At 48.6% G+C, this 20222-nt stretch carries 20 protein-coding genes; 13 read left to right on the top strand and 7 right to left on the bottom strand.

The annotated features are described in order from the left end of the window. Window positions 1-76: 76 nt before the first annotated feature. From Q4579_RS06950 to Q4579_RS06940, 3 genes are all read left to right on the top strand, one after another. On the top strand, window positions 77-2011 hold the full coding sequence (locus Q4579_RS06950; protein WP_303562758.1) for a glycogen-debranching protein: 1935 nt from the start codon (window positions 77-79) through the stop codon (window positions 2009-2011). Between the two features lie 123 nt (window positions 2012-2134). Further along, window positions 2135-2512 (top strand): hypothetical protein, encoded by a 378-nt coding sequence (locus Q4579_RS06945; RefSeq protein ID WP_303562756.1) that lies wholly within the window; start codon window positions 2135-2137, stop codon window positions 2510-2512. A gap of 12 nt (window positions 2513-2524) precedes the next feature. Next, a complete protein-coding gene (locus Q4579_RS06940) occupies window positions 2525-3910 on the top strand; it encodes an aspartate ammonia-lyase (protein WP_303562754.1) in 1386 nt (461 codons plus the stop codon). Window positions 3911-3949: 39 nt separating this feature from the next. Here Q4579_RS06940 and Q4579_RS06935 read toward each other — a convergent pair whose 3' ends face one another. Beyond that, window positions 3950-4732, bottom strand: coding sequence for an EAL domain-containing protein (locus tag Q4579_RS06935; RefSeq protein ID WP_303562753.1), 783 nt, complete (start codon window positions 4730-4732; stop codon window positions 3950-3952). A gap of 300 nt (window positions 4733-5032) precedes the next feature. Between Q4579_RS06935 and Q4579_RS06930 the strand changes: the two genes are divergently transcribed. The 3 genes from Q4579_RS06930 (at window position 5033) to Q4579_RS06920 (ending at window position 7074) form a co-directional block, all read left to right on the top strand. Continuing rightward, entirely contained in the window at window positions 5033-5737 is a 705-nt protein-coding gene (locus Q4579_RS06930) for an HAD family phosphatase (RefSeq protein ID WP_303562752.1), read from the top strand. Window positions 5738-5965: 228 nt separating this feature from the next. Beyond that, window positions 5966-6508, top strand: coding sequence for a cytochrome b (locus tag Q4579_RS06925; RefSeq protein WP_303562750.1), 543 nt, complete (start codon window positions 5966-5968; stop codon window positions 6506-6508). Beyond that, window positions 6505-7074, top strand: a complete 570-nt coding sequence (locus Q4579_RS06920; protein WP_303562749.1) for a YceI family protein — start codon at window positions 6505-6507, stop codon at window positions 7072-7074. Before Q4579_RS06925 ends, Q4579_RS06920 begins: the two co-directional genes overlap by 4 nt. A gap of 55 nt (window positions 7075-7129) precedes the next feature. Here the strand turns inward: Q4579_RS06920 and trpS are convergent, their stop codons facing one another. Continuing rightward, window positions 7130-8128 (bottom strand): tryptophan--tRNA ligase, encoded by a 999-nt coding sequence (gene trpS / locus Q4579_RS06915; protein ID WP_303562747.1) that lies wholly within the window; start codon window positions 8126-8128, stop codon window positions 7130-7132. A 623-nt stretch (window positions 8129-8751) separates the two neighbouring features. Next, window positions 8752-10038 (bottom strand): FG-GAP repeat protein, encoded by a 1287-nt coding sequence (locus Q4579_RS06910; protein WP_303562745.1) that lies wholly within the window; start codon window positions 10036-10038, stop codon window positions 8752-8754. A gap of 642 nt (window positions 10039-10680) precedes the next feature. Here Q4579_RS06910 and Q4579_RS06905 point away from each other — a divergent pair. Further along, a complete protein-coding gene (locus tag Q4579_RS06905; RefSeq protein ID WP_303562744.1) occupies window positions 10681-11385 on the top strand; it encodes a DUF1223 domain-containing protein in 705 nt (234 codons plus the stop codon). 9 nt (window positions 11386-11394) lie between these two features. On the opposite strand, the gene Q4579_RS06900 is transcribed toward Q4579_RS06905, so the two are convergent. Beyond that, entirely contained in the window at window positions 11395-12135 is a 741-nt protein-coding gene (locus Q4579_RS06900) for a thioesterase II family protein (RefSeq protein ID WP_303562743.1), read from the bottom strand. A 161-nt stretch (window positions 12136-12296) separates the two neighbouring features. After that, entirely contained in the window at window positions 12297-12476 is a 180-nt protein-coding gene (locus Q4579_RS06895; protein ID WP_211650309.1) for a hypothetical protein, read from the bottom strand. 510 nt (window positions 12477-12986) lie between these two features. Here Q4579_RS06895 and Q4579_RS06890 point away from each other — a divergent pair. The 3 genes from Q4579_RS06890 (at window position 12987) to yjjG (ending at window position 15123) form a co-directional block, all read left to right on the top strand. After that, entirely contained in the window at window positions 12987-13892 is a 906-nt protein-coding gene (locus tag Q4579_RS06890) for a chemotaxis protein (protein WP_303562892.1), read from the top strand. Between the two features lie 115 nt (window positions 13893-14007). Then, window positions 14008-14313, top strand: coding sequence for a hypothetical protein (locus Q4579_RS06885; protein WP_303562741.1), 306 nt, complete (start codon window positions 14008-14010; stop codon window positions 14311-14313). A gap of 126 nt (window positions 14314-14439) precedes the next feature. Then, window positions 14440-15123, top strand: coding sequence for a pyrimidine 5'-nucleotidase (gene yjjG / locus Q4579_RS06880; protein WP_303562740.1), 684 nt, complete (start codon window positions 14440-14442; stop codon window positions 15121-15123). A gap of 128 nt (window positions 15124-15251) precedes the next feature. Here yjjG and Q4579_RS06875 read toward each other — a convergent pair whose 3' ends face one another. Further along, window positions 15252-15416, bottom strand: a complete 165-nt coding sequence (locus Q4579_RS06875) for a hypothetical protein (RefSeq protein WP_303562739.1) — start codon at window positions 15414-15416, stop codon at window positions 15252-15254. Window positions 15417-15697: 281 nt separating this feature from the next. After that, entirely contained in the window at window positions 15698-16558 is an 861-nt protein-coding gene (hdfR, locus tag Q4579_RS06870) for an HTH-type transcriptional regulator HdfR (RefSeq protein WP_211650323.1), read from the bottom strand. Window positions 16559-16607: 49 nt separating this feature from the next. Between hdfR and maoP the strand changes: the two genes are divergently transcribed. The 3 genes from maoP (at window position 16608) to Q4579_RS06855 (ending at window position 20192) form a co-directional block, all read left to right on the top strand. Further along, window positions 16608-17075, top strand: coding sequence for a DUF413 domain-containing protein (gene maoP, locus Q4579_RS06865; RefSeq protein WP_303562736.1), 468 nt, complete (start codon window positions 16608-16610; stop codon window positions 17073-17075). Window positions 17076-17188: 113 nt separating this feature from the next. Beyond that, the gene (gene gshB / locus Q4579_RS06860; protein ID WP_211650325.1) at window positions 17189-18217 is read left to right on the top strand and encodes a glutathione synthase; all 1029 of its coding nucleotides are present in this window, start codon (window positions 17189-17191) and stop codon (window positions 18215-18217) included. Beyond that, on the top strand, window positions 18201-20192 hold the full coding sequence (locus Q4579_RS06855; protein ID WP_303562732.1) for a flavohemoglobin expression-modulating QEGLA motif protein: 1992 nt from the start codon (window positions 18201-18203) through the stop codon (window positions 20190-20192). The genes gshB and Q4579_RS06855 overlap by 17 nt, the downstream gene beginning before the upstream one ends. Window positions 20193-20222: the final 30 nt, after the last annotated feature.

The raw sequence follows: 20222 nt of genomic DNA, 5'->3' as shown, positions 1-20222 counted from the left end.
TGCCTCCGCAGCGTTGACAGACAACAGCCAGTCATATGACTGGCTGTTCTTTTTTCAGTCCGGTCAGGAAATTTCAATGGAAAACACCACCACCGACATCGCACTGGGAACCACACTGACAGACCGCGGCTGCCATTTCCGCTTGCACGGCCCGCAACTGGAAAACTTGTTTCTGGTTTTGCCAGATCACCCCGACGAACACGAGACGGCACCTGAGATGCCCCGGCTGATGCAAAAACAGTCCAATGGCGACTGGACTTGTTTTGTCAGCCATGTTCAGGCCGGGGCTGCCTACGCGTTTTACACCCTGAATGCAGACAATCAGAAACAGTGGCTGCTCGATCCACATGCCCACCATGTGTTACAACGTCACGATAAGATTCCGTTCTGGACAGCGCAGGTGACAGACCATTATTTCGACTGGGGACAGGCGCAACCCCCCAAAATCCCCGCGGCTCAAACCATCCTTTGCGAAGTTCACGTGAAGGGATTCACGGCATTACATCCCGATATTCCACCTGCGATCAGAGGTACATACCTCGCGCTGTGCCACCCTGTGACGATTGTGTATTTCAAACGCCATGGCATCACCACTTTGCAACTGATGCCCATCGCGACCAAAGCGGATGAAACACATTTGCAGGCAAAATCCCTCACCAATTACTGGGGCTATAACCCGCTGGCATGGTCAGCACCCGATTCCCGCTTTGCCAGTGAAAACCCGGTAGAGGAATGTAAGACCATGATCCGCACCTTGCATGAACATGGCATCGAGGTCATTTTAGATGTGGTCTATAACCACACAGCAGAAGAAGGCCACGGCGGGCCTGTCTTTCATTTCAAAGCACTGGATCCGCAAACCTACCGGCACAGTCAGGACGGACAACTCCTGAACTACACGGGTTGTGGCAATACCGTCAATCTGCAACATCCGCCAGCGCTGGCCGCAGTGATCCAATCGCTGAGAAGCTGGGTGACGCATTATCAGGTCGATGGCTTTCGATTTGATCTGGCTTTAACGCTGGGCAGAAACGGGGAATCATTCGATCAACACGCCGCCTTCTTCCAGGCCATTCAGGCCGATCCTGTGCTCAGTCAGGTGAAATTGATCGCAGAACCCTGGGACATCGGCCCGCAGGGCTATCAGTTGGGACACTTTCCGGACGGCTGGCATGAATGTAATGATGTCTTCAGAGACACCTGGCGCAGCTACTGGTTACACAACGCGGCTTCAGCAGAAATCGCCCCGCTGTTGCTCGGCACACAATCACTCTTTCCGGCCAGTCACTGGCCATCCAAGATGAGTGTGAATTACATCTGCTATCACGACGGGTTTACCTTGCAGGATGTGGTGTCTTATCACCAAAGGCACAATCAGGCCAATCTGGAACAGAACCGCGATGGACATCCGGATAATCGATCCCACAATCTGGGGATAGAGGGACCAACCCGTCACCCGGGCATCATGAAAAAACGCGAGCAACACAAGCGAAACCTGATGACAAGCCTGATCTTCAGCTTCGGAATGCCTCATCTTCTGGGCGCTGATTTACGTGCCCACAGCCAGCAGGGAAATAATAATGCCTATTGTCAGGACAATCCTGTCAGTTGGGTCAACTGGGACAGTCACACAACCACAGACCAATTTGCACACGGGTGCGTCTGGCTCATTCAGCAACGGCAAGCAACTCTGCCCCGGTTCATCCAGGCACTCACCGAAGCGCCGGAATCGGTGATCATTCACTGGCATGTTCCGAACGGTTCCCCGATGACAGCTTCGGACTGGTCTGAACGTCAACCCTTCGCCTGCCGGATTCAGATACAGGCTCAGGACAGTCTGTGTTATCTCTTCAACCCCGGCAATCTGCCTGTACACTTTCAGCTGCAAGGCACCGGTTGGCATTGTCTGGTCGATACGGCTTTGCATGCCCCAGAGATCAGAAAAATACGTCAGTCCGGCTGTCTGGTTCGCGGCCAGTCCATGATGATTCTTCACAACAACCATCGCTGACGCCGTCTACACTTACCCGCACAGTGTCAGCAGCGAACCTCTTGCCGGGTTCTTGCGATACAAGCTTGCAACCTGAACATGATAATGATAATAATTATCACCATTCGAGGTGTGGAGCGTTTTATGGACAAAACCAGAGAGCTGTACCGCCAGTATTTCCTGGCTGAAGATCGTTTTCTCAACCATCCTCTGATCCCGGGTTATGAGCAAGATGTCATTATTGAAATGACTCAGGCAGGCATGAATCTGGCGGCTTATTACGGACAACTCACTGCAGTCAGAAATCCATTACTCCAGGAGCTCTTTCTCCGGCGGGTATTTTTTCATTTGCTGGAAACGATTCAGGACAACCGGCAATCCCGAATTTTTCGTCGGATATGTCTGGATTATCTCTACTGCCCTCTACTCGCCCTGAAAAAGTTATACGGTGACAATCACACCGATAAATTCCTGGCACTCAAACAAAACCTCCTACAGTTACAACATTCGTCCGGACTATAAGGAACCTCTGACATGACGAAAGCTTACCGAATTGAAAAAGACAGCATGGGTGAAGTAAAAGTCCCTGAAAATGCGTTGTATCAGGCCCAGACCCAACGTGCAGTCAATAACTTTCCTGTCAGCGGTCTGACCATGCCGGCGCAATTCATCAAAGCGCTGGCGTTTGTGAAACAGGCAGCCGCCAGAAGTAACCTTGAACTGGGCCTGCTGGATGATCCGATTGCCCACGCCATCATCGACAGTTGTCAGGAAATCATCGACGGACAGCATCTTGAGCAATTTCCGATTGATGTGTTTCAAACCGGCTCAGGCACCAGTTCCAATATGAATGCCAATGAAGTCATTGCCACGCTGGCCACTCAACGGGCCGGACAGCCCGTCAATCCAAATGATCACGTGAACATGGGCCAAAGCAGTAACGATGTGATCCCGACGACCATTCAGGTCAGTGCTGTGCTGGCTTGTCATGAACACCTGTTCCCGGCGATGGCCCATCTCAGCCAGACGCTGGACGAAAAATCAGCCGCCGTTGGTCACATTGTGAAAACGGGCCGAACGCACTTGATGGATGCCATGCCGGTCACGCTGGCGCAGGAATTACAGGGCTGGAAAGCACAGATTGTCAAAGCCCGCCATGGCATCGAACAGAGTCTGGACAATGTGTCGGCGCTGGCACAAGGCGGAACCGCGGTGGGGACTGGCATCAATGCGGATCCCCGTTTTGCAGCCGTGTTTGCAAACAACCTGTCCGTTTCTGCAGAAGTCCCGTTCACCAGCAGCGATAACTTTTTCTACAACCTCAGCAGCCAGGATGCCATTGTGGGCTTGTCCGGCCAGCTCAAAACTGCGGCTGTCGCCCTGATGAAAATGGCCAATGATTTACGCTGGATGAATTCCGGCCCGCTGGCGGGTCTGGGAGAAATTGAACTGGAAGCCCTGCAACCCGGCTCGTCCATCATGCCCGGCAAAGTCAACCCGGTCATTCCGGAAGCTGCGGCCATGGTTTCAGCACAGGTGATGGGTAACGATACAACGATCACGGTTGCCGGCCAGTCCGGAAACTTCCAGTTGAACGTTATGCTGCCCGTGATTGCTTATAATCTGCTGCAAAGCATTGAACTGCTTTCGAATACTTTCACCCTGATGGCAGACAAAGCAATCGCCACTTTTCATGTCCGGGAAGATAAACTTCAAGAAGCCCTGGCGAAAAACCCAATTCTGGTGACCGCACTGAACCCGGTGATTGGCTACCTGAAAGCCGCAGAAATCGCGAAAAAAGCGTACAAAGAAAAACGGGACATACTGGATGTCGCGGAAGAAGAAACTGATCTGTCACGCAGTGAACTGGAAAGCTTGCTGGATCCACAAAAGCTCACCACAGGTGGTGTGGCCCAATAATTCAGGATGAACATCAAAGGGTTTGCCTCAGCAAACCCTTCATTCCAGCATGTCTGATAACAACTGCGGCCTGCCCAGATGAAATCCCTGAATATAATCGGCCCCCAGCGCACGAGCCGCTGAACAACCTGCTTCGTTCTCAACGCCTTCCAACAATAACGTCGCCCTTAACTCTTTCGCCAACCGGACAACAGAGAGAAGTGGTTGCTGATTGCCAGCCAGATAACCGGCCAGCAGAGAACGGTCCACTTTAATCATATCCGGGTGGAGTAATCTGGCACGACGCTCTGAAGACGCTTTGACGCCATAGTCATCCATGGCAATGTTCATCCCCTGTTCCCGCATTTCCTTCAGTGCCTGTTGTAATTCGGCATTTCTGGCACAATCATGCTCCAGCAACTCAAAGAAAACCTGGCTCGCCAGCAAACCATGTTCCTTCAGTCGTTCGTGGAGTAAAGACGCTGGCACATGCTTGTGATGTGACAAAAGCGCATCTGGCACCATGTTCAGGAACAGAACATGATCCGGAAAATATTGCGCAAAATTTTTGACATGAATGACTCTGGCAAGTCTGTCCAGATTGACCTGATCCGTTGTTTCCAGAAACGTAGATGTGAAGAATGGTTCAGTGTTCAGCTCATCTCCGGCTTTGTTATATACACGCGCTAGGGCCTCATATCCAAATAGCCCCCCCTCTGTCGCTTGGATGGGCTGAAAAGCACTTTTGATCAGATAGCCATCGTACTTCGCACTGAAACTTCCATCTGATTCAGTGACTAAGTGTTCTTCTACATCTTTTAGTGTCGCGAGTATCCTGTTCACGCTCTTCTCTTTATACAATGACAGACATGGCGTACGCGCTGATGAGCACGTATTTCGACCTGCACACTTGCGTAAAACTGCCGCAATATATAGATATAAGCGACCAAAAACTGTCTCAAAGATGAGACAGAAAAAGTTTATGCGATCACGGTGAGAAAAATGTCACAAAAACGTTAAAATATCGCTTTCATTTCAGAACACGTGACTTCAAAACGACATATCATTGAAACATGAGTGTCATGATTCACACCTAACCTGAGCCCTTAAATCTGAAGAAAAGTGAAGAAAAGGACAGACACGTTGTTATCCAACATTCAACCCATCACAAAATTACCGAACCTTGCCATCTTCGATTTAGATGAAACACTGATTGCTGCCGACTCAGCTTCGCTGTGGGTCAGTTTCATTGTCGAAAAAGGGTTGGCCGATGAGCGTCTGATCGCGCAAGAACGGGCGCTGATGAAAGATTACGCCAAAGGCAGCATGGACATGCAAGCTTACATGGCTGCGACGCTCGCGCCTATTGCAGGGAAAGCAATCAACGATCTGGCTCCGCTCATTGCTGAATTTGTGGAAACCCGTATTGAGCCCGCCATTTATCCGGATGCGATCGAGCGGATTGCGTGGCATAAAAAGCGAGGCGATCGCGTGATCATTATTTCTGCGACGGGCGAGCATCTGGTCAAGCCCATTGCAGAACACCTGGGGGTCGATGACTCACTTGCGATCAAGCTTGAATCAATCAACGGGATATATACAGGAAGCACCACGGGCGTGCTGAGCTATCGTGAAGGAAAAGTGACGCGACTGGAAGACTGGTTACAGACACAACAGACCTCATTCAGCAGCCTTTACTGTTATACAGATTCCATCAACGATTTGCCTTTACTCCAGGCTGTTGAACATCCGTTTGCTGTCAACCCGGATCCAACGCTCGCCTTGCATGCACAAATGCAGGAGTGGACAATGATGGATTGGCGGCATCAGAATGACATTCAGCGATAAGTCATTCAAAAGAAAGCAAGAAAATGCTCACCAGCCCTCACGGACAGAGGGCTGAAATGTTTTGTTACCTTATTTATTCAGCCATTTTTCTCAAGATCTGCCTGTACTCACTGTGTTCTTTCGATGTTGTTCAAATTCTTCGAAGAGCTTATTCAACTTAATCCACTGATTTTTGAAATATTTGCCACTAGAATAGGGAAATAGTTTTTATTCCGGATTCAGGTATACATGAAAAAAGCAGTCACTCATTACGATTGGGTTTCAATTTTACTGCATTGGCTGAGTGCCCTTGTCGTCATTGGACTCTTCGCTGTTGGTGTGTGGATGGTCGATCTCAATTATTACTCCGCCTGGTATACCACTGCCCCGCACTGGCATAAATCCGTGGGTCTTTGCCTCTTGGCGGCAACCCTGTTTCGCCTTGTCTGGAAGTGCATCAGAAAGCAACCTGACATTGAAGGTGCGGCCTGGGAAAAACTGTCGGCCAAACTGGCACATTCAGTCATTTATCTGCTGATGTTTGGTCTGTTTATCAGTGGTTATCTGATTTCAACCTCTGACGGCCGTGGCATTGATGTGTTCAACTGGCTGACCGTGCCCTCTATGGGGGAACTTTTCCCGGATCAATCTGATATTGCCGGAGAAATTCACGAATATATTGCTTACGGCCTGATTGGACTTGCAGTCCTTCATGCAGTAGCAGCATTGAAACACCACTTCATCAATAAAGACAATACTTTGAAGAAAATGTTGGGAGTTAAGGAAAAATGAAAAAGCATCTGACCGCTTTCAGTCTGGCTGCAGCCCTGATGGTTCCTGGGTTTGCGAACGCAGCTGATTATATGATCGACAACAAAGGTGCCCACGCATCTGTCAACCTGAAAATCAGCCACTTAGGCTACAGCTTTATTAAAGCGCGTTTCAATACTTTTGATGGTACTTTCAGCTACGATCCTGAAAACATCGCGGCGTCGAAAGTGACAGTGAACGTTGATACCACCAGCTTCGATTCAAACCATGCAGACCGCGACAAGCACGTTCGCAGTGAAGATTTCCTGGAAGTCAGCAAATATCCGAAAGCCACTTTCACCAGCACCAAAGTAACCGATAAAGGCAATGGTCAACTGGCGATTGATGGTGATCTGACGCTGCACGGCCAAACCAAACCCATCACAATCGACGCTGAATTTGTTGGCGCGGGTAAAGATCCTTGGGGCGGCTACCGTGCTGGCTTTATGGGAACAACCCGCCTTGAACTGGCTGATTTCGGAATTCAGGTGATGGGAACTTCCAGTTATGCCGATATGGAACTCCATATCGAAGGGGTTCGTAAATAACAAAACCTGAGTCTTGATAAATCCGGCTGTGACAAACACAGCCGGATTTTTTCTTTCAGAATACAGGAAGTCCCAACGCACGCTTTACATCCAGCAAAACTCGCTGGCTCACTTCATTTGCTTGCTCTGTACCCTGCCGCAACACCTCAATCAGCATGGCTTTATCCTGCATTAGTCTTTGTCTTTCTGCCCTGATGGGTGCCAGTAAGGATTGCAGACAATCTTCCAGAATCTTTTTGGTTTGACCATCACCCAATCCGCCCCGGCGATAATGCGTTTTTAATTCCTCGACAAAACCAGCATCCGGATGAAAAGCATCCAAATAGGTAAACACCACATTCCCTTCAATCTGGCCCGGATCCGTGATTCGCAAATGATTGGGATCGGTATACATCGCTTTCACAGCAGCGCGAATCTGGTCTTCCGTGGCACCCAATGTGATCGCAGTTCCCATGGATTTCGACATTTTCGCTCGACCATCAATGCCCGGAAGTCTTGGAAAGTGGCTGAGCATGGCCTGACATTCACACAGGACGGGAGCTCCAACAATGCTATTCAAGCGGCGCACAATTTCATTCGTCTGCTCTATCATGGGAAGTTGATCATCGCCCACCGGAACCTGAGTTGCTCTGAATGCGGTAATGTCTGCTGCCTGGCTGATAGGATAAGTTAAAAATCCTGCCGGGATGGTTCTGCCAAACCCCCGATAATGGATTTCATGTTTCACCGTTGGATTTCGTTCCAGCCTGGCAATAGACACCAGATTCGAGTAATACAGGGTGAGTTCAGATAAAGCGGGCAACGCAGACTGTAAGCATATCGTCGTCTGGGTCGGATCAATCCCGACTGCTAAGTAGTCAGCAACGACATTGAGAATATTCTCTGAGATCTTTTTGGGGTTCTGTCCGTTATCAGTCAGCGCCTGTAAATCCGCGACTAAGATGGTTTGGTCGTACGTCTGCTGAAGTTGAACCCGCTGCTGAAGTGAACCGACATAGTGCCCTAAATGCAGTGGTCCGGTGGGCCTGTCGCCCGTGAGAATGCGTTCTTTCATGTGATATTTCCTTGAATTAAACCGATTCACGGCAACCAAAGAAAACATCAGATCAGGGATAAACCGTCCATTGGCTGCCATTTCCGGCGGCAAATGAACGTAAAAATTCAGTGCCGCTCCTTCAGGAGCGCCACCAACGAATTGATGATGAAATAGAGTGATGTTGAGTCATATGCATGCTGAAGACAATAACTGAACCACGTTTTCATTGCAATCAAGACGTTTCGGTTTCTTTTTATGCTGGATTGAGGGTTAACCTTCTCATGGATTTCACAATCCCTTCGAATATTTTATCTCTCACATTCTCATCAATGTCTTGACGCAACTGATTCCCAACCTGATCGACCGCCGACATATAATCCGCTTGAAATTCCTCTAAAATTTCCCTCATCGACTCAGAAGAATATTTCACAAGTCTTGCTATGTTCATAAACAACAGATATTCAAACAACAGGCGTTAGACGGTGTCCCTTCATTCCAGCGATTGTTTATGGCTGATGTGTCTGTCCGCTGGCTCAAAAAAACTGAGATTTACCCTATCAAGAGTAAATCTCAACTAATCCGTCATCTCGATGAAGCCATAAAATGCAGATTAGTTTATTCCAAGACAAACAAGAACAGACTTAATAAATCACAACACTGCTATTCAGGTTATCATTGACCTGGAGACTCAGAGGACTTCTGAGATTTATACCACTCGCTCCAATCACTAAAGCCCGCCCATCCTCACTCAAATCAATCGCATGGCCATAATAAGCATCACTTTTACTTTCTTTTGCATGAAGGATGACAGATTGCTGCCATGCTTGCTGTTCATCTAAACGAAAAATAAAGGCAGCACCGGCTTTTGACAATTGTTGATTCGGATTGAGCGGGTCAGCAACTTCTGTTGCAGTCGCACCAATCGCAATCACCTGTCCATCCTGACTTAAACTCAACCCCCGCTGTGCAAAATCGCTGTACATATTCAACTCAGGATCATGTATTTCCTCACTGAGCTCCCATACATTCTGTGAGGCTCTACGATAGATTCGTACCACACCTGTCGCAGAACCATTCATACCTGGCATCGAGATCGCCAGCGTCTCACCCCGGCTATCCATATCTATTTCGGAACCAAACTCTGCCACAGGACGGTTGACACCGGACAAAGCTCCCTGAGACTGCCATAAACCCGTTTCATTCTTACGATAGAGATAGACTTGCCCGTACCTGTAGGTGGGATGAGAATAAGGCATGCCAACAGCAAGGTGGGAGCCGGTATAATCCATGGCAAGTGTATAACCAAAGCCCGCATCCCCCTCCGGAACGGTGGCTTTCAGAAATTGTTTTTGCGCCCATTGCCGGTCAGCAGCCCGTTGAAAAATGTAAACGCCACCTGAATTACTCCGCGAATTATCCAAGGGATCGTCCGCTGACAAGGCATCATGCCCGATTGCAGCAATGGCCAATGTTTGGCCATCACCACTGATTTCAACCTGTCCGCCAAATAAATCAAACACATCGAGACTGGAACTGCTTTTTAAATAGGCCGTTTCCTGCCATTTCCCTTTGTCATCAGCTTCGAAGATATAAGCCGCGCCAACAGCATCATTATCATTCCTGTCGGGTTGGTCTACCTGCGTTGACTGCTCACCGCTCGCCCCCACGACGAGTGTTTTACCATCATCAGATAAACTGATTCCAATACCAAACCAGTCAAAACCATCTTGGTTACTGGCGGTAATCTTTGCCTGACTCGTCCAGTATCCAGCCTGATCTCTCTGATAAATATAAACAGCCCCAGCATCATTCTCGAAAAATCCGGGACCTTTGGCCTCAAAAGGTGCAGCCACCGCAACCGTTTTACCATCAGCACTCATGCTGACATTGGCAGCAAAAATTGACTTGAGTTGATCAGCGTCGGGCACAAAGACACTGGCCGCTTTCGTTAATTCCGTGACAGACAGAGATAATTGATTCGAGTCGGTAAAACCGGCTGAATTTTCAGCACGAATAAAATATTGAGGTTGTGCCAGTGCATCGCTGTTTTGAATGGTCAGGATACGTTCCTGATTTGTCGTTTCGCCGATCACTTTACAACTGTTGTCCTGATCTAACACACAAATCTTGTATCGATTCGCACCTGCTGAAGCCTGCCATATAAAGCTGACCTGGCCAGCGCCTTCCTGCTCGGCGGTCACTTGAGTCAAATTAAATGCTGCAGGTAAAGCGCTGTGAGCGTTTTCGCTGCCACCACCGCATGCCGATAGTATGAATGACGCAGTTAAAGTGAGTCCCAATCGAATGGATATCTGTTTCCTGATGAACATATTCCTGTCCCTGATATTTTTATTTATGGTATTTGCACTGGATATTTATTATCTACATTGCAACTGAATGCAACCTCAATTAGAGCAACAAATCACTTACTGGCTTAAAACAACACCTGTCCACTGAAAATTAGAAAGGAGGATGACTAGCCATCAGTTGATTCATGAGCCACATCCATTGAAAGACTCTGGGACATGCTCTGGTCTTATACCTCAGGAATCGAAAACAGGAGTAAGGTGATGAATTCAAGATTCAGTGATGGTTTCTGGTTGTTGTGTATTTGTCCGCTGGCTCAGGCGCAAGTCTGGCAGCATGAGGGACCACCAGCGCAAGTGATTGAATTGTTTACCTCGCAGGGCTGTTCCAGCTGCCCGCCCGCAGACAGATTCACCCGTCAACTGGGTGAGACGTATTCGCTCTGGGAAACCATCATCCCTGTCGCATACCACGTTGATTACTGGGATTATCTGGGCTGGAAAGACGCTTTTTCGAATCCGGCTTTCAGTCTGAAACAACGTCTTTATCATCAATATGACGTGCTGAGCTCGGTTTACACACCGGGGTTTGTGGTTGATGGCAAAGAATGGCGCGGATTTTTCAGCCATCAGCGCTTACCTGAACAAAACTCAACTGCGGCAAAAGCGTTAACACTGACATACGAGAATCAAGCATTCACCCTGGATTATGCCGGTGAAGGCAGATTTGTCGCACATTTTGTTTTAATGGCCATGGATGAAACCACGCCGATCCTTCAGGGAGAAAATGCAGGAAAAATATTGACATACAACCACGTGGTCCTTGACTCCGCTCAATCTGCATCCGAAAACCGCTGGTCATTTTCGCCCGCCCGTATCCCGGCCAATGCCGATGCAGTCGCCGCGTGGCTGACCCGGGAAAACAGTTTTGTGCCGGTTCAGACCGTTGCAGGCTGGCTCACGCCATAATCAGCCATCTCAGCTTAGAATCAGACGAATTAACTCATCCTGTATGCTTTCATCGCTGATAAAGAAATGTCCACCGGGAAAAGTATGCAGGACTGGCGGTGTTGAAAACACAGACTGCCAGTCGGACAATTCATCTTGTGTGATGTCATCATCGGCCCCCCCAACAACAATAGCCGGAACTGGCATCGGCTGTTGCTGTCCATCCGGACACTGATAGGATTCCGCAATGTGATAGTCTGATTTCACAAAAGGCGTACACATTGCCATCAGTTCATAATGATCGAGAACTTCGGCCGGAAAGCCACCTTTTGATTTCAGTGCGCTGATAAAATCATCATCGGCAAGCTGGCTGAGGAAACGAGTCCGATGATTTTTCCAGGGAGATTTTGCGGCAGAAAACACGGCTTTTACCGGCAATCTCCTGCCCGACTGCTGCAGCTTGCGAATGACTTCATACGCCACGAAAGACCCCATACTGTGCCCGAAGAGGAGCATGGGCTTATCCGGAATCTCACACAGCCCTTGCCAGATATCTTCGATATAAGCAGACATACTAATGCAGCGAGGCTCACTTAAACGTTGCGCCCGCCCAGGGGGCTGATAAGCAAACATCTGAACGTGCGCAGGTAATCTGGCAGCCCAGGGATGAAACACGCTTGCACTTCCTCCTGCAAAAGGGAAGCACAGCAAATTCAATTCAGCCGCTGGATTGGGCTGGTAGCAGATAAATCGTCTGTTGGCTGACACCATGTCCTTCACATTCAATCCGTTAAAACACGTCTTTCGATACAATGATATGCACACAAAATAACATGAATATGCCGGGCAGGGTATGCCACTCAAGGCATTGTTTATCTGCCAGAGATGATGCATTTGTTGGGGGAGCCAGAGCGGGCTGCTCTGGCTGAGATTTAACTGTCTGAGGGGTACTCACCTTCTTTTCTTTGACGAGGTTGCCGAATCGTCCAATGCTCATTTGGGTCGTAATTCTCATCGCATAAGTCGATCGAGAAACCCATATCGACAATTTCTTTCAATGTCAGGTTGTCTGCCATGTGGGCGATATCGCCAGATCGATTCCGTAATTCCATAACCGTACCTATCTTCGTCTGCTACGCCAAATCTATTCCCTGATATTCATATCATCAGTATTCACGTCCCCTGTCTTTGAACTGATGACTATAAATATAGCTGGATTCATCCGACTCCGGCGTCGTCGGAGACAGGTTTGACACGTTCAGGATTAAATGAATTTCTGGAGCAGTCTCAAAGTTCAAGTACTAAGAATAAAATCAATACGATGAATTCCTTTTGCACGGCAGACAGACTACTATAATCAGGTGATACCCAAGTGATCTCACAACCAAGATTCAGCGTCTGGTGATCCGTTTCTGAATGATCGATCGGAAAATGAACATCCTTCTTGCTTCTCTGTGGACGATGAAAGAAAGATGTTCATTTGCTCCCCCGGAAAGATAACACTGGATGATGACATGAGCGGCAACTCAAACTTGCCGGACCATGACGAGATGATTTGGGTATCAATTTTTGTACTCCATGATTTCTGGAGGCAACTCGACTGGTGGAAAAGGGAAGCTGAAATGCTCAAAACCGCAACCAATCAATCACAGGGAATGCTACTGTTCAGGCTGAACACCCGACAACTTTTTGCTATCGGCACACTGAAAGTGAAAGAAATTGTGCCGTACACCCCTTTAACAGCCATCCCTCAATCCCACCCAACGGTCTTAGGTGCAGCCAGCTTGCGTGGTGACACTTTGCCCGTGGTTGATATGGCGAAGGCCATTGGTTATCCGGCGCTGACGCAGGAAGAGCTGAAACAATGCTACATCATCATCACAGACTGTCGCCGGCGACTGGTGGGCTTTCTGGTCCGCGGTATCAATAAAATTACCGAGTGTAACTGGCATAACATTGATGCGCCGCCCCCATCGCTTGGCAGAAATATTTTTGTCACCGGTGTGACAAACATTGAGAACCAATTGGTTCAGTTACTAGATATTGAGTTGTTGTTATCTAAAGTGTTTCCTGATTCTCCTGAAAGCCTGCACCCTGTCCTGACAGATGTTCAGCGCGAAACATTACGTCCGTTAAAAATCCTGCTGGTTGATGATTCAGCCGTTGCCCGTCGCCAGCTCTGTCAGGCGATGGATAGTGTCAGTATTCCCTATCACATTGCGACGACAGGAACAGATGCGCTCCGGATGCTCAATCAGGCCGCAGATGCAGGCCAGCCGTTTGAAATACTGGTCAGTGACATCGAAATGCCGGGATTGGATGGCTATGAACTGGCCTTTGAAATTCAGAACAGCCCCAAACTCAAGGGCACTTACATCATTCTGCATACGTCGCTTTCCAGCGAAATCAGTGTCTCTCAGGCACATCAGGTTGGCGCCCATGAAGCCCTGACCAAATTTGAGGCTAATGAGCTGATCCACGCCATGCTCCGTGGGGCCCACATGCACCAGGAAACCATGGTTGAATGAGGTTCAAAAAAATTACACTGATTTATCCAAGTTAACAGAAAACTGACATTAGGGACGGCAGCTATGGCACAGTTGCCGTTATCAGCAATATTCATCTTTCAATGTCGGATTCACCATGTTCAAGCGAATTGTATTCAGTGCCACGCTTCTCCTCTCTTCCTGCGCCGTATTGGCCAATCCGGAACTGCTTTCTCCCGAGGAAGCAAACTATGGCAATTTTCAGCTTGTCGAAACCATTGAAGTCAAAGGCGATATTGACGACAGCATTGCCCAACTGATTCGCAAATCATTACGAAACAGATCAGGTCAGTTCTACGCCATTGATACGATCCGGGAAGACATTCGCAATGAAACCCTGACGCTGGTGATCAAGCTCTACAACGAGCCAATGGTCCTGTCGAATGATCAGCTACCAGCTTAAATGGTTGATTTTTGGCATCGTTCACCTGAAGTCAACACACTGTTTCCGGATCATTTGGGTTTTCTTTTTGTTGTCTGAATCTGAAAGGAGTAAGATGTGGCCTCTGCAATGTCAAAGGCTTAGTATATGAAATATCAGTGGATTCTTTTTGATGCCGACGAAACACTTTTTCACTTTGATGCTTACAGTGGCCTCAAACTGATGTTTTCCCGCTTTGAGGTCGACTTTAGTCAGGCCCATTTTTCAGAATATCAGCGCCTGAACCAACCGCTTTGGGTTGACTACCAAAATGGCGATATCAACGCAGAACAGTTGAAACACAAACGCTTTGAATTCTGGGCGTCTGAGCTGGGTGTGACCACCGCAGCGCTGAACAGCGCATTTCTCGAAGCCATGGCAGATACCTGCGCGCTGTTGCCGGGTGTGGCTGACATGCTGGAACAACTCAGCCCTCATACCAAAATGGGCATTATTACCAACGGTTTTACGGAACTGCAGGACGTTCGTTTAGAACGAACTGGTGTCGCCCATTATTTCTCCTCACTGATTATTTCCGAGCAGGTGGGCGCTGCCAAACCTTCCCCGGTCATCTTCGATTACGCCATGGATCAAATGGGTCACCCCGATCGGGAAAAAGTCCTGATGGTGGGCGATAACCCGCATTCAGATATTTTAGGGGGAATGAAAGCCGGAATGGATACCTGCTGGCTCAATCAGCATGGCCTCGATGTACCGGAAGGGATTCAACCCAGCTATATGGTCCGGCAACTGGATGAACTGCCCGCCTTGCTGCTTGACCCTCAAGCCTGAATATCAGCAAAAGTATCAGGCCCTGAAACAACAAAGCGCACCTTTCGGTGCGCTTCTCGTGTCTGGGTGGCCAGATGGCTCATTACTGAGGCCATGCTGGCAGGCTATGTGATCAAAAAAATCAGAACTTATTCGTAGTCGAAATCCATGTACTCACCGCTGTCCTGACGCTGGCGCGTTGGTCGGCGTTTTTTCTTCCGCGCCTGCTCATTGTAATCAAAAAAGTCTTCTTCAAAATCACTCTTGAACTTGGACTTCGACCCCTTGCGGAACTTCTCATCTAACTTTGCCATGCTTGTTTCCTGACACACAACCAGATAAAAACATTGAAAAATGTTGAGTTAGCCACGATTGGCTGACTTTCATCACTAAGCATAGGGTAACAAATCAAAAAAACACAAATGCTTCGTGGCATGGTCAGACGGTCAGTTCAGTCGCAGTGCATAGCCGACACTGCAAAACAACATTTTATGAACCGCCCCCTTCCAGCTGCGAGACTAATCCAAAGCCTGAAGTCCTGTACAACAAGATATTTTTATCATCACGACAAAAAATAATGCCCAATAAAATATCACTAAACCCGCTCACTGATCTCGGTGAAAGCCACGTCCAGCAACTTGTCCAGCAACTCGATCTTTTCATTATCTTCCCGCCAGACCAGGTACAACGTCTGCTCCATGACAGGTGCATTTTTCACCACATGGATTTCACCTGCTTCTACAGGATGCGCAATCACCGGAGACGGGAGATAACCAACACCACCGTTTTGTAGTAAATGCTCCAGCGCCATCTTGCTGGAATGGCTGTGCAAAATCGGAGTCTTTTGCAGCTCATTGATCCGACTGTGTTCAACAGCAAAGCGAGTTCCCCAGTCCAGATACACCAAAGGCAACTCTTTAATATCTGCCATACTGCTTTCCGCCAAATGGCAAACAAGCTGCAGCTGATAGGAGCGAACCTCATGCACGATCAGATTCTCGATCTTCGGCGGCTCACTGGTGATCACCACATCAATGCTTTTATTCAGGATCTGTTTAGACAAACCTTGCCGGGACAAAGTCTCTAATCGCAATGCCAGATCCGGGATCGCACCATAAATGCGGCTGACCCAGTCAGACATGCCATCGAACTCCCAGACAAGTGCTGTCGCGCCAAGGGTGATCTGGTTATTGCAGGAATCAGATAAAGCAACATCCTGCCTTGCCCGGCTCCAGGTCTGCAAAATGGCTTCTGCATAAGGCTGCAGCCGCTCACCCGCGGCAGTCAGGTGAACATTCCCCCGCTGACGAGAGAACAACGCATTCCCCAGCTGGGATTCCAGCTGACGGATTCTGAAACTCACCGCAGATTGGGTCAGGTACAGATTGTCTGCAGCCCGGCCAAAGTGCCTTGTTTTTGTGACTTCTAGAAAAGTTTTCAGTAGTTCTGTGTCCACAAGATAACTCGTATATAAATAGGAATGGGACTCATGGCGATACTACACTGTGCTTCCCATTCTTATCATCAAAAAGTTTTATCGTCACGACGAAAAAGCTTTGATTTACAACTCAACAAACCTGAAAGAATATCAGCGCAAATCTCACATGGCAGGTGATCAGATGAGAAGTGTAGGCAAATTTTACGACGATAAAAATTTCCCACGCGGCTTTAACCGCTCGGGTGTCTTCACAGTGGGCGAAGCCACAATCCTGGAAAGTTACGGGCGTACCATGCGTGGTATTCAAGAAGGACTACTTCACCCTGAAACACCAGAAGAAGAGCAATTTTTTGCTGAAATTACCGGACAGCAGGAAATTGCTTCAGACTTCGCAAAATGCTGGACGAAGTACCTGAAACAGACTTCAACCAAGATACGTAGCTACACCTTGTGTAACTCTCCTCGCAAAGCTTCTGCAAACAATTTTGAAGAAGACAGCGATGATGGCGGTAGCGATGATGACATTGATTACTAAGTAATCACTCGATTATCGCCATAGCAACACGCTTTACCGAGCCATTCGCCTCACCGCGCATGGCTCTTTTCTTTTTTGCCCCATGAAACAGGGCAATACAATGGTTTATTGAAATGAAAATTTGTTTCGTGATGTACCCTTGGAGCAAAGTTGAGCCTGAAACAGACTCAACCCTGCGTTTGATTCATGAAGTTGCCAGCCGTGGTCATACGGTTGCCCTGACGACCCCAAGCAACCTGACGATGCGTGACAGCATGGCGATTGGTTTTTGCCGCGTGCTGAAAAAAACCGACGTCTCAAACAACATCCCAAGCTTCTACCGTAAGGCAGAGTTTCGTAAAGCTGAACTGCCGCTGGCTGGATTTGATGCCATTATTATGCGCGCCAACCCACCACTGGATACCATGGCCCTGAACTTCCTGGATTCAGTACGGGACGACACTTTCATTTTCAATGACATTGACGGTCTGCGTGTTGCAAACAACAAGCTGTATACCGCATCCCTGCCCGATCCAAACCGCGAGTTTATCCCGGTCACGCACGTGTCGAAAAACCGCGAGTATCTGGAGCGCGTGCTGGAAGAAAACCCGAACGACCGCATGATCATGAAGCCACTCAACGGCTACGGCGGTAAGGGCGTGATCTTAGTCGAGAAAAGCGCAAAATCCAGCGTCCGTTCACTGCTGGACTTCTACATCGGCGACGATCACAACTACGTGATTTTGCAAGATTACATTGAAGGCGCTGAAAAAGGCGATGTGCGGATCATGATGCTCAATGGTGAGCCGATTGGTGCCATGAAGCGTGTGCCGGCCAAAGACGATGTTCGCTCAAACATCCATGCCGGCGGTCAGGAAGTCAAACACACCCTAACCAAGCAGGAACTGCGCCTGTGCCGTCATATTGGCCCGAAACTGGTCCGTGACGGCCTGTATTTCGTGGGTTTGGATGTCATTAACGGCAAACTGGTTGAAGTGAATGTGCTGAGTCCTGGCGGTATTACACGAATCAACCGTCTGAACCGAACCAAACTGCAGCGTGAAGTGATCGACTTCGTTGAAAGTGTGGTCAAAGCCAAAGACGTCAGCATTGCGCGGAAGAACAAGTTCAGACAGGTGATTGAAGATGCAGCAACTAGCTGAGCATGAGGTGCTGGCGCTTATCCAGCATCAGATCCCTTTTGAAGCTCAGCTCGCGGATGGTAGCCTGACGATTCGCATTTCCGAGTATCAGCCTTTTGTCGCGACGGCCATCCATCATGGGGGTCGTCTGCGTCCTGAACTGGTGGCGAAATGCCACCTTTCAGAAGAAGAAAGATACTTTGAGGAAGATCCGTATACCGGTGAGTTCATCTCTTCAATGCCGATTGTTCTTCAAGGCGAAGATTCCCGCTATGAGTACGATCTGAACCGGGCTCCGGAGCATTGTATTTACAGCCAGGCGTGGGGAAAAGACGTCTGGCATGCCGTGCTGACAGACGCTGAAAAGCAGCTATCACAGGCAAAACATGCTTGTTACTACCGAATTTTTCGTGCGCTGGTCACGTCACTTGAGCGCAAGTTCGGCTACTGTGTTGTGTATGACATACACTCATACAATCATGAACGCATTACAACACCGTGTCCGACGTTTAATTTAGGAACGGCACAAGTTGATCGCAAAGGATGGCATACCGAAATCAATGATCTGCTCACACGTCTGGGACAGATTACCCTGCCAAACATTGCGGTGACTGCCGGAGAAAACCTTGTGTTTCAGGGTATGGGATATCAGGCCACTTTCATCCGTGATCATTTCTCCCGCACCCTGATCTTACCGATTGAGATCAAGAAGGTGTATATGAATGAGAGCGGTGGTGAAAGTTATCCTTTAGTGATTGAGCAACTGAAAACTGAGCTGAAAGATGCACTGACCGGACATGCTGCCTATGTGATGGAAGCACACATGAAGCAACCTGCCATCAGGCGTCGTCAGAAAGCCCATGTGCTGGATTCAAAAATGCCAAAGGAAGTGATTCAGTTGGATCGCCAGCTGTATAAATTTGCCCGCGGCCTGAATACCCTCAGCTACATCAATCCAATCAACCTGAAGCAGGAAAAACGTCGTTTTCTGCATAATCGAGATGCGTACCAACCGAAGTTCACCTATCGGCAGTTAGATCTCGACCCTTACAAATTCAGGGAACAGCTCTATCGCCTGCCGGTCGAAGAAATTCGCGACGCCGGTATTCAGGCAATGTACCGGAAAGTGATTGATCAACTGGCTGTGCGGATTGATCTGCTGACGAGCCTGGGCCATGAAGAGTTTTTATATAACTCACTGCGTTATTACGGACGCCCGGATGAAAGCGACATTGCCAATGCTAATTTCATTCTGCACGCGCGTGATTATGCTGAGCCTGAACAGTCCAGCATCAGTGCTGAAGAAGCAATTGCAGCATTTCATGAAGCCGCCGATGACTATGGCTTTCGCTGTAAAATTCAAGGCACCACCAAACTGATTGCACGTGCCATGGTCAGTGGTACAACCGTGAAAGTGAACCTGAACAGTCGCTTTTCACCCACGGACCTGTACGCGCTGATACATCATGAAATGGGCGTTCATATGGTAACCAGTGTGAATGCGGAAGCACAGCCCCTGAAAGTGCTGCAACTTGGCCTGCCGGGGAATACCCACACGCAGGAAGGTCTAGCCATCCTGTGTGAACATTTGTCCGGAAATTTCCCGCTGCACCGGCTGAAAACACTGGCGCTGCGCGTGGTCGCGGTTGACATGATGGTGAACAAGCGAAGCTTCAATGAGACATTCAATACACTGAAGTTCGATTACGGGCTGTCCAATGATACAGCTTTCACCATTACAACCCGTGCCTATCGGGGCGGTGGTTTCACAAAAGATTACCTGTACCTGCGTGGCCTGAAAGATGCGCTGAGGCTGCATAAGGAAACCGACCTGACTTCATTGTTCATCGGTAAAACTGGGTTTGAGTTCAAGCCGTTGCTGGATGAACTGATCGAGCGGGAAATTCTGATGCCGCCACAGTACCTACCAAAAGCACTGTCGCTTGAAACGGAGACGGATCCGATTATTAATTTCATGCTGAGCTGCATCAATTAATAATCAGACGGTTCCTGGAAAGGAACCGTC

The sequence above is a fragment of the Photobacterium sp. 1_MG-2023 genome (genome assembly GCF_030547945.1).
In the GTDB taxonomy this organism is placed as follows: Bacteria; Pseudomonadota; Gammaproteobacteria; order Enterobacterales; family Vibrionaceae; genus Photobacterium.
This window is presented reverse-complemented; position numbering and strand designations above follow the sequence as displayed.

Bases quoted from the DNA above. Each gene is read 5' to 3' on its own strand.
- Q4579_RS06950 (WP_303562758.1), top strand. From the start codon at position 77: ATGGAAAACACCACCACCGACATCGCACTGGGAACCACACTGACAGAC.
- Q4579_RS06945 (WP_303562756.1), top strand. From the start codon at position 2,135: ATGGACAAAACCAGAGAGCTGTACCGCCAGTATTTCCTGGCTGAAGAT.
- Q4579_RS06940 (WP_303562754.1), top strand. From the start codon at position 2,525: ATGACGAAAGCTTACCGAATTGAAAAAGACAGCATGGGTGAAGTAAAA.
- Q4579_RS06925 (WP_303562750.1), top strand. From the start codon at position 5,966: ATGAAAAAAGCAGTCACTCATTACGATTGGGTTTCAATTTTACTGCAT.
- Q4579_RS06920 (WP_303562749.1), top strand. From the start codon at position 6,505: ATGAAAAAGCATCTGACCGCTTTCAGTCTGGCTGCAGCCCTGATGGTT.
- trpS (WP_303562747.1), bottom strand. From the start codon at position 8,128: ATGAAAGAACGCATTCTCACGGGCGACAGGCCCACCGGACCACTGCAT.
- Q4579_RS06905 (WP_303562744.1), top strand. From the start codon at position 10,681: ATGAATTCAAGATTCAGTGATGGTTTCTGGTTGTTGTGTATTTGTCCG.
- Q4579_RS06900 (WP_303562743.1), bottom strand. From the start codon at position 12,135: ATGGTGTCAGCCAACAGACGATTTATCTGCTACCAGCCCAATCCAGCG.
- Q4579_RS06895 (WP_211650309.1), bottom strand. From the start codon at position 12,476: ATGGAATTACGGAATCGATCTGGCGATATCGCCCACATGGCAGACAAC.
- Q4579_RS06890 (WP_303562892.1), top strand. From the start codon at position 12,987: ATGCTCAAAACCGCAACCAATCAATCACAGGGAATGCTACTGTTCAGG.
- Q4579_RS06885 (WP_303562741.1), top strand. From the start codon at position 14,008: ATGTTCAAGCGAATTGTATTCAGTGCCACGCTTCTCCTCTCTTCCTGC.
- yjjG (WP_303562740.1), top strand. From the start codon at position 14,440: ATGAAATATCAGTGGATTCTTTTTGATGCCGACGAAACACTTTTTCAC.
- Q4579_RS06875 (WP_303562739.1), bottom strand. From the start codon at position 15,416: ATGGCAAAGTTAGATGAGAAGTTCCGCAAGGGGTCGAAGTCCAAGTTC.
- gshB (WP_211650325.1), top strand. From the start codon at position 17,189: ATGAAAATTTGTTTCGTGATGTACCCTTGGAGCAAAGTTGAGCCTGAA.
- Q4579_RS06855 (WP_303562732.1), top strand. From the start codon at position 18,201: ATGCAGCAACTAGCTGAGCATGAGGTGCTGGCGCTTATCCAGCATCAG.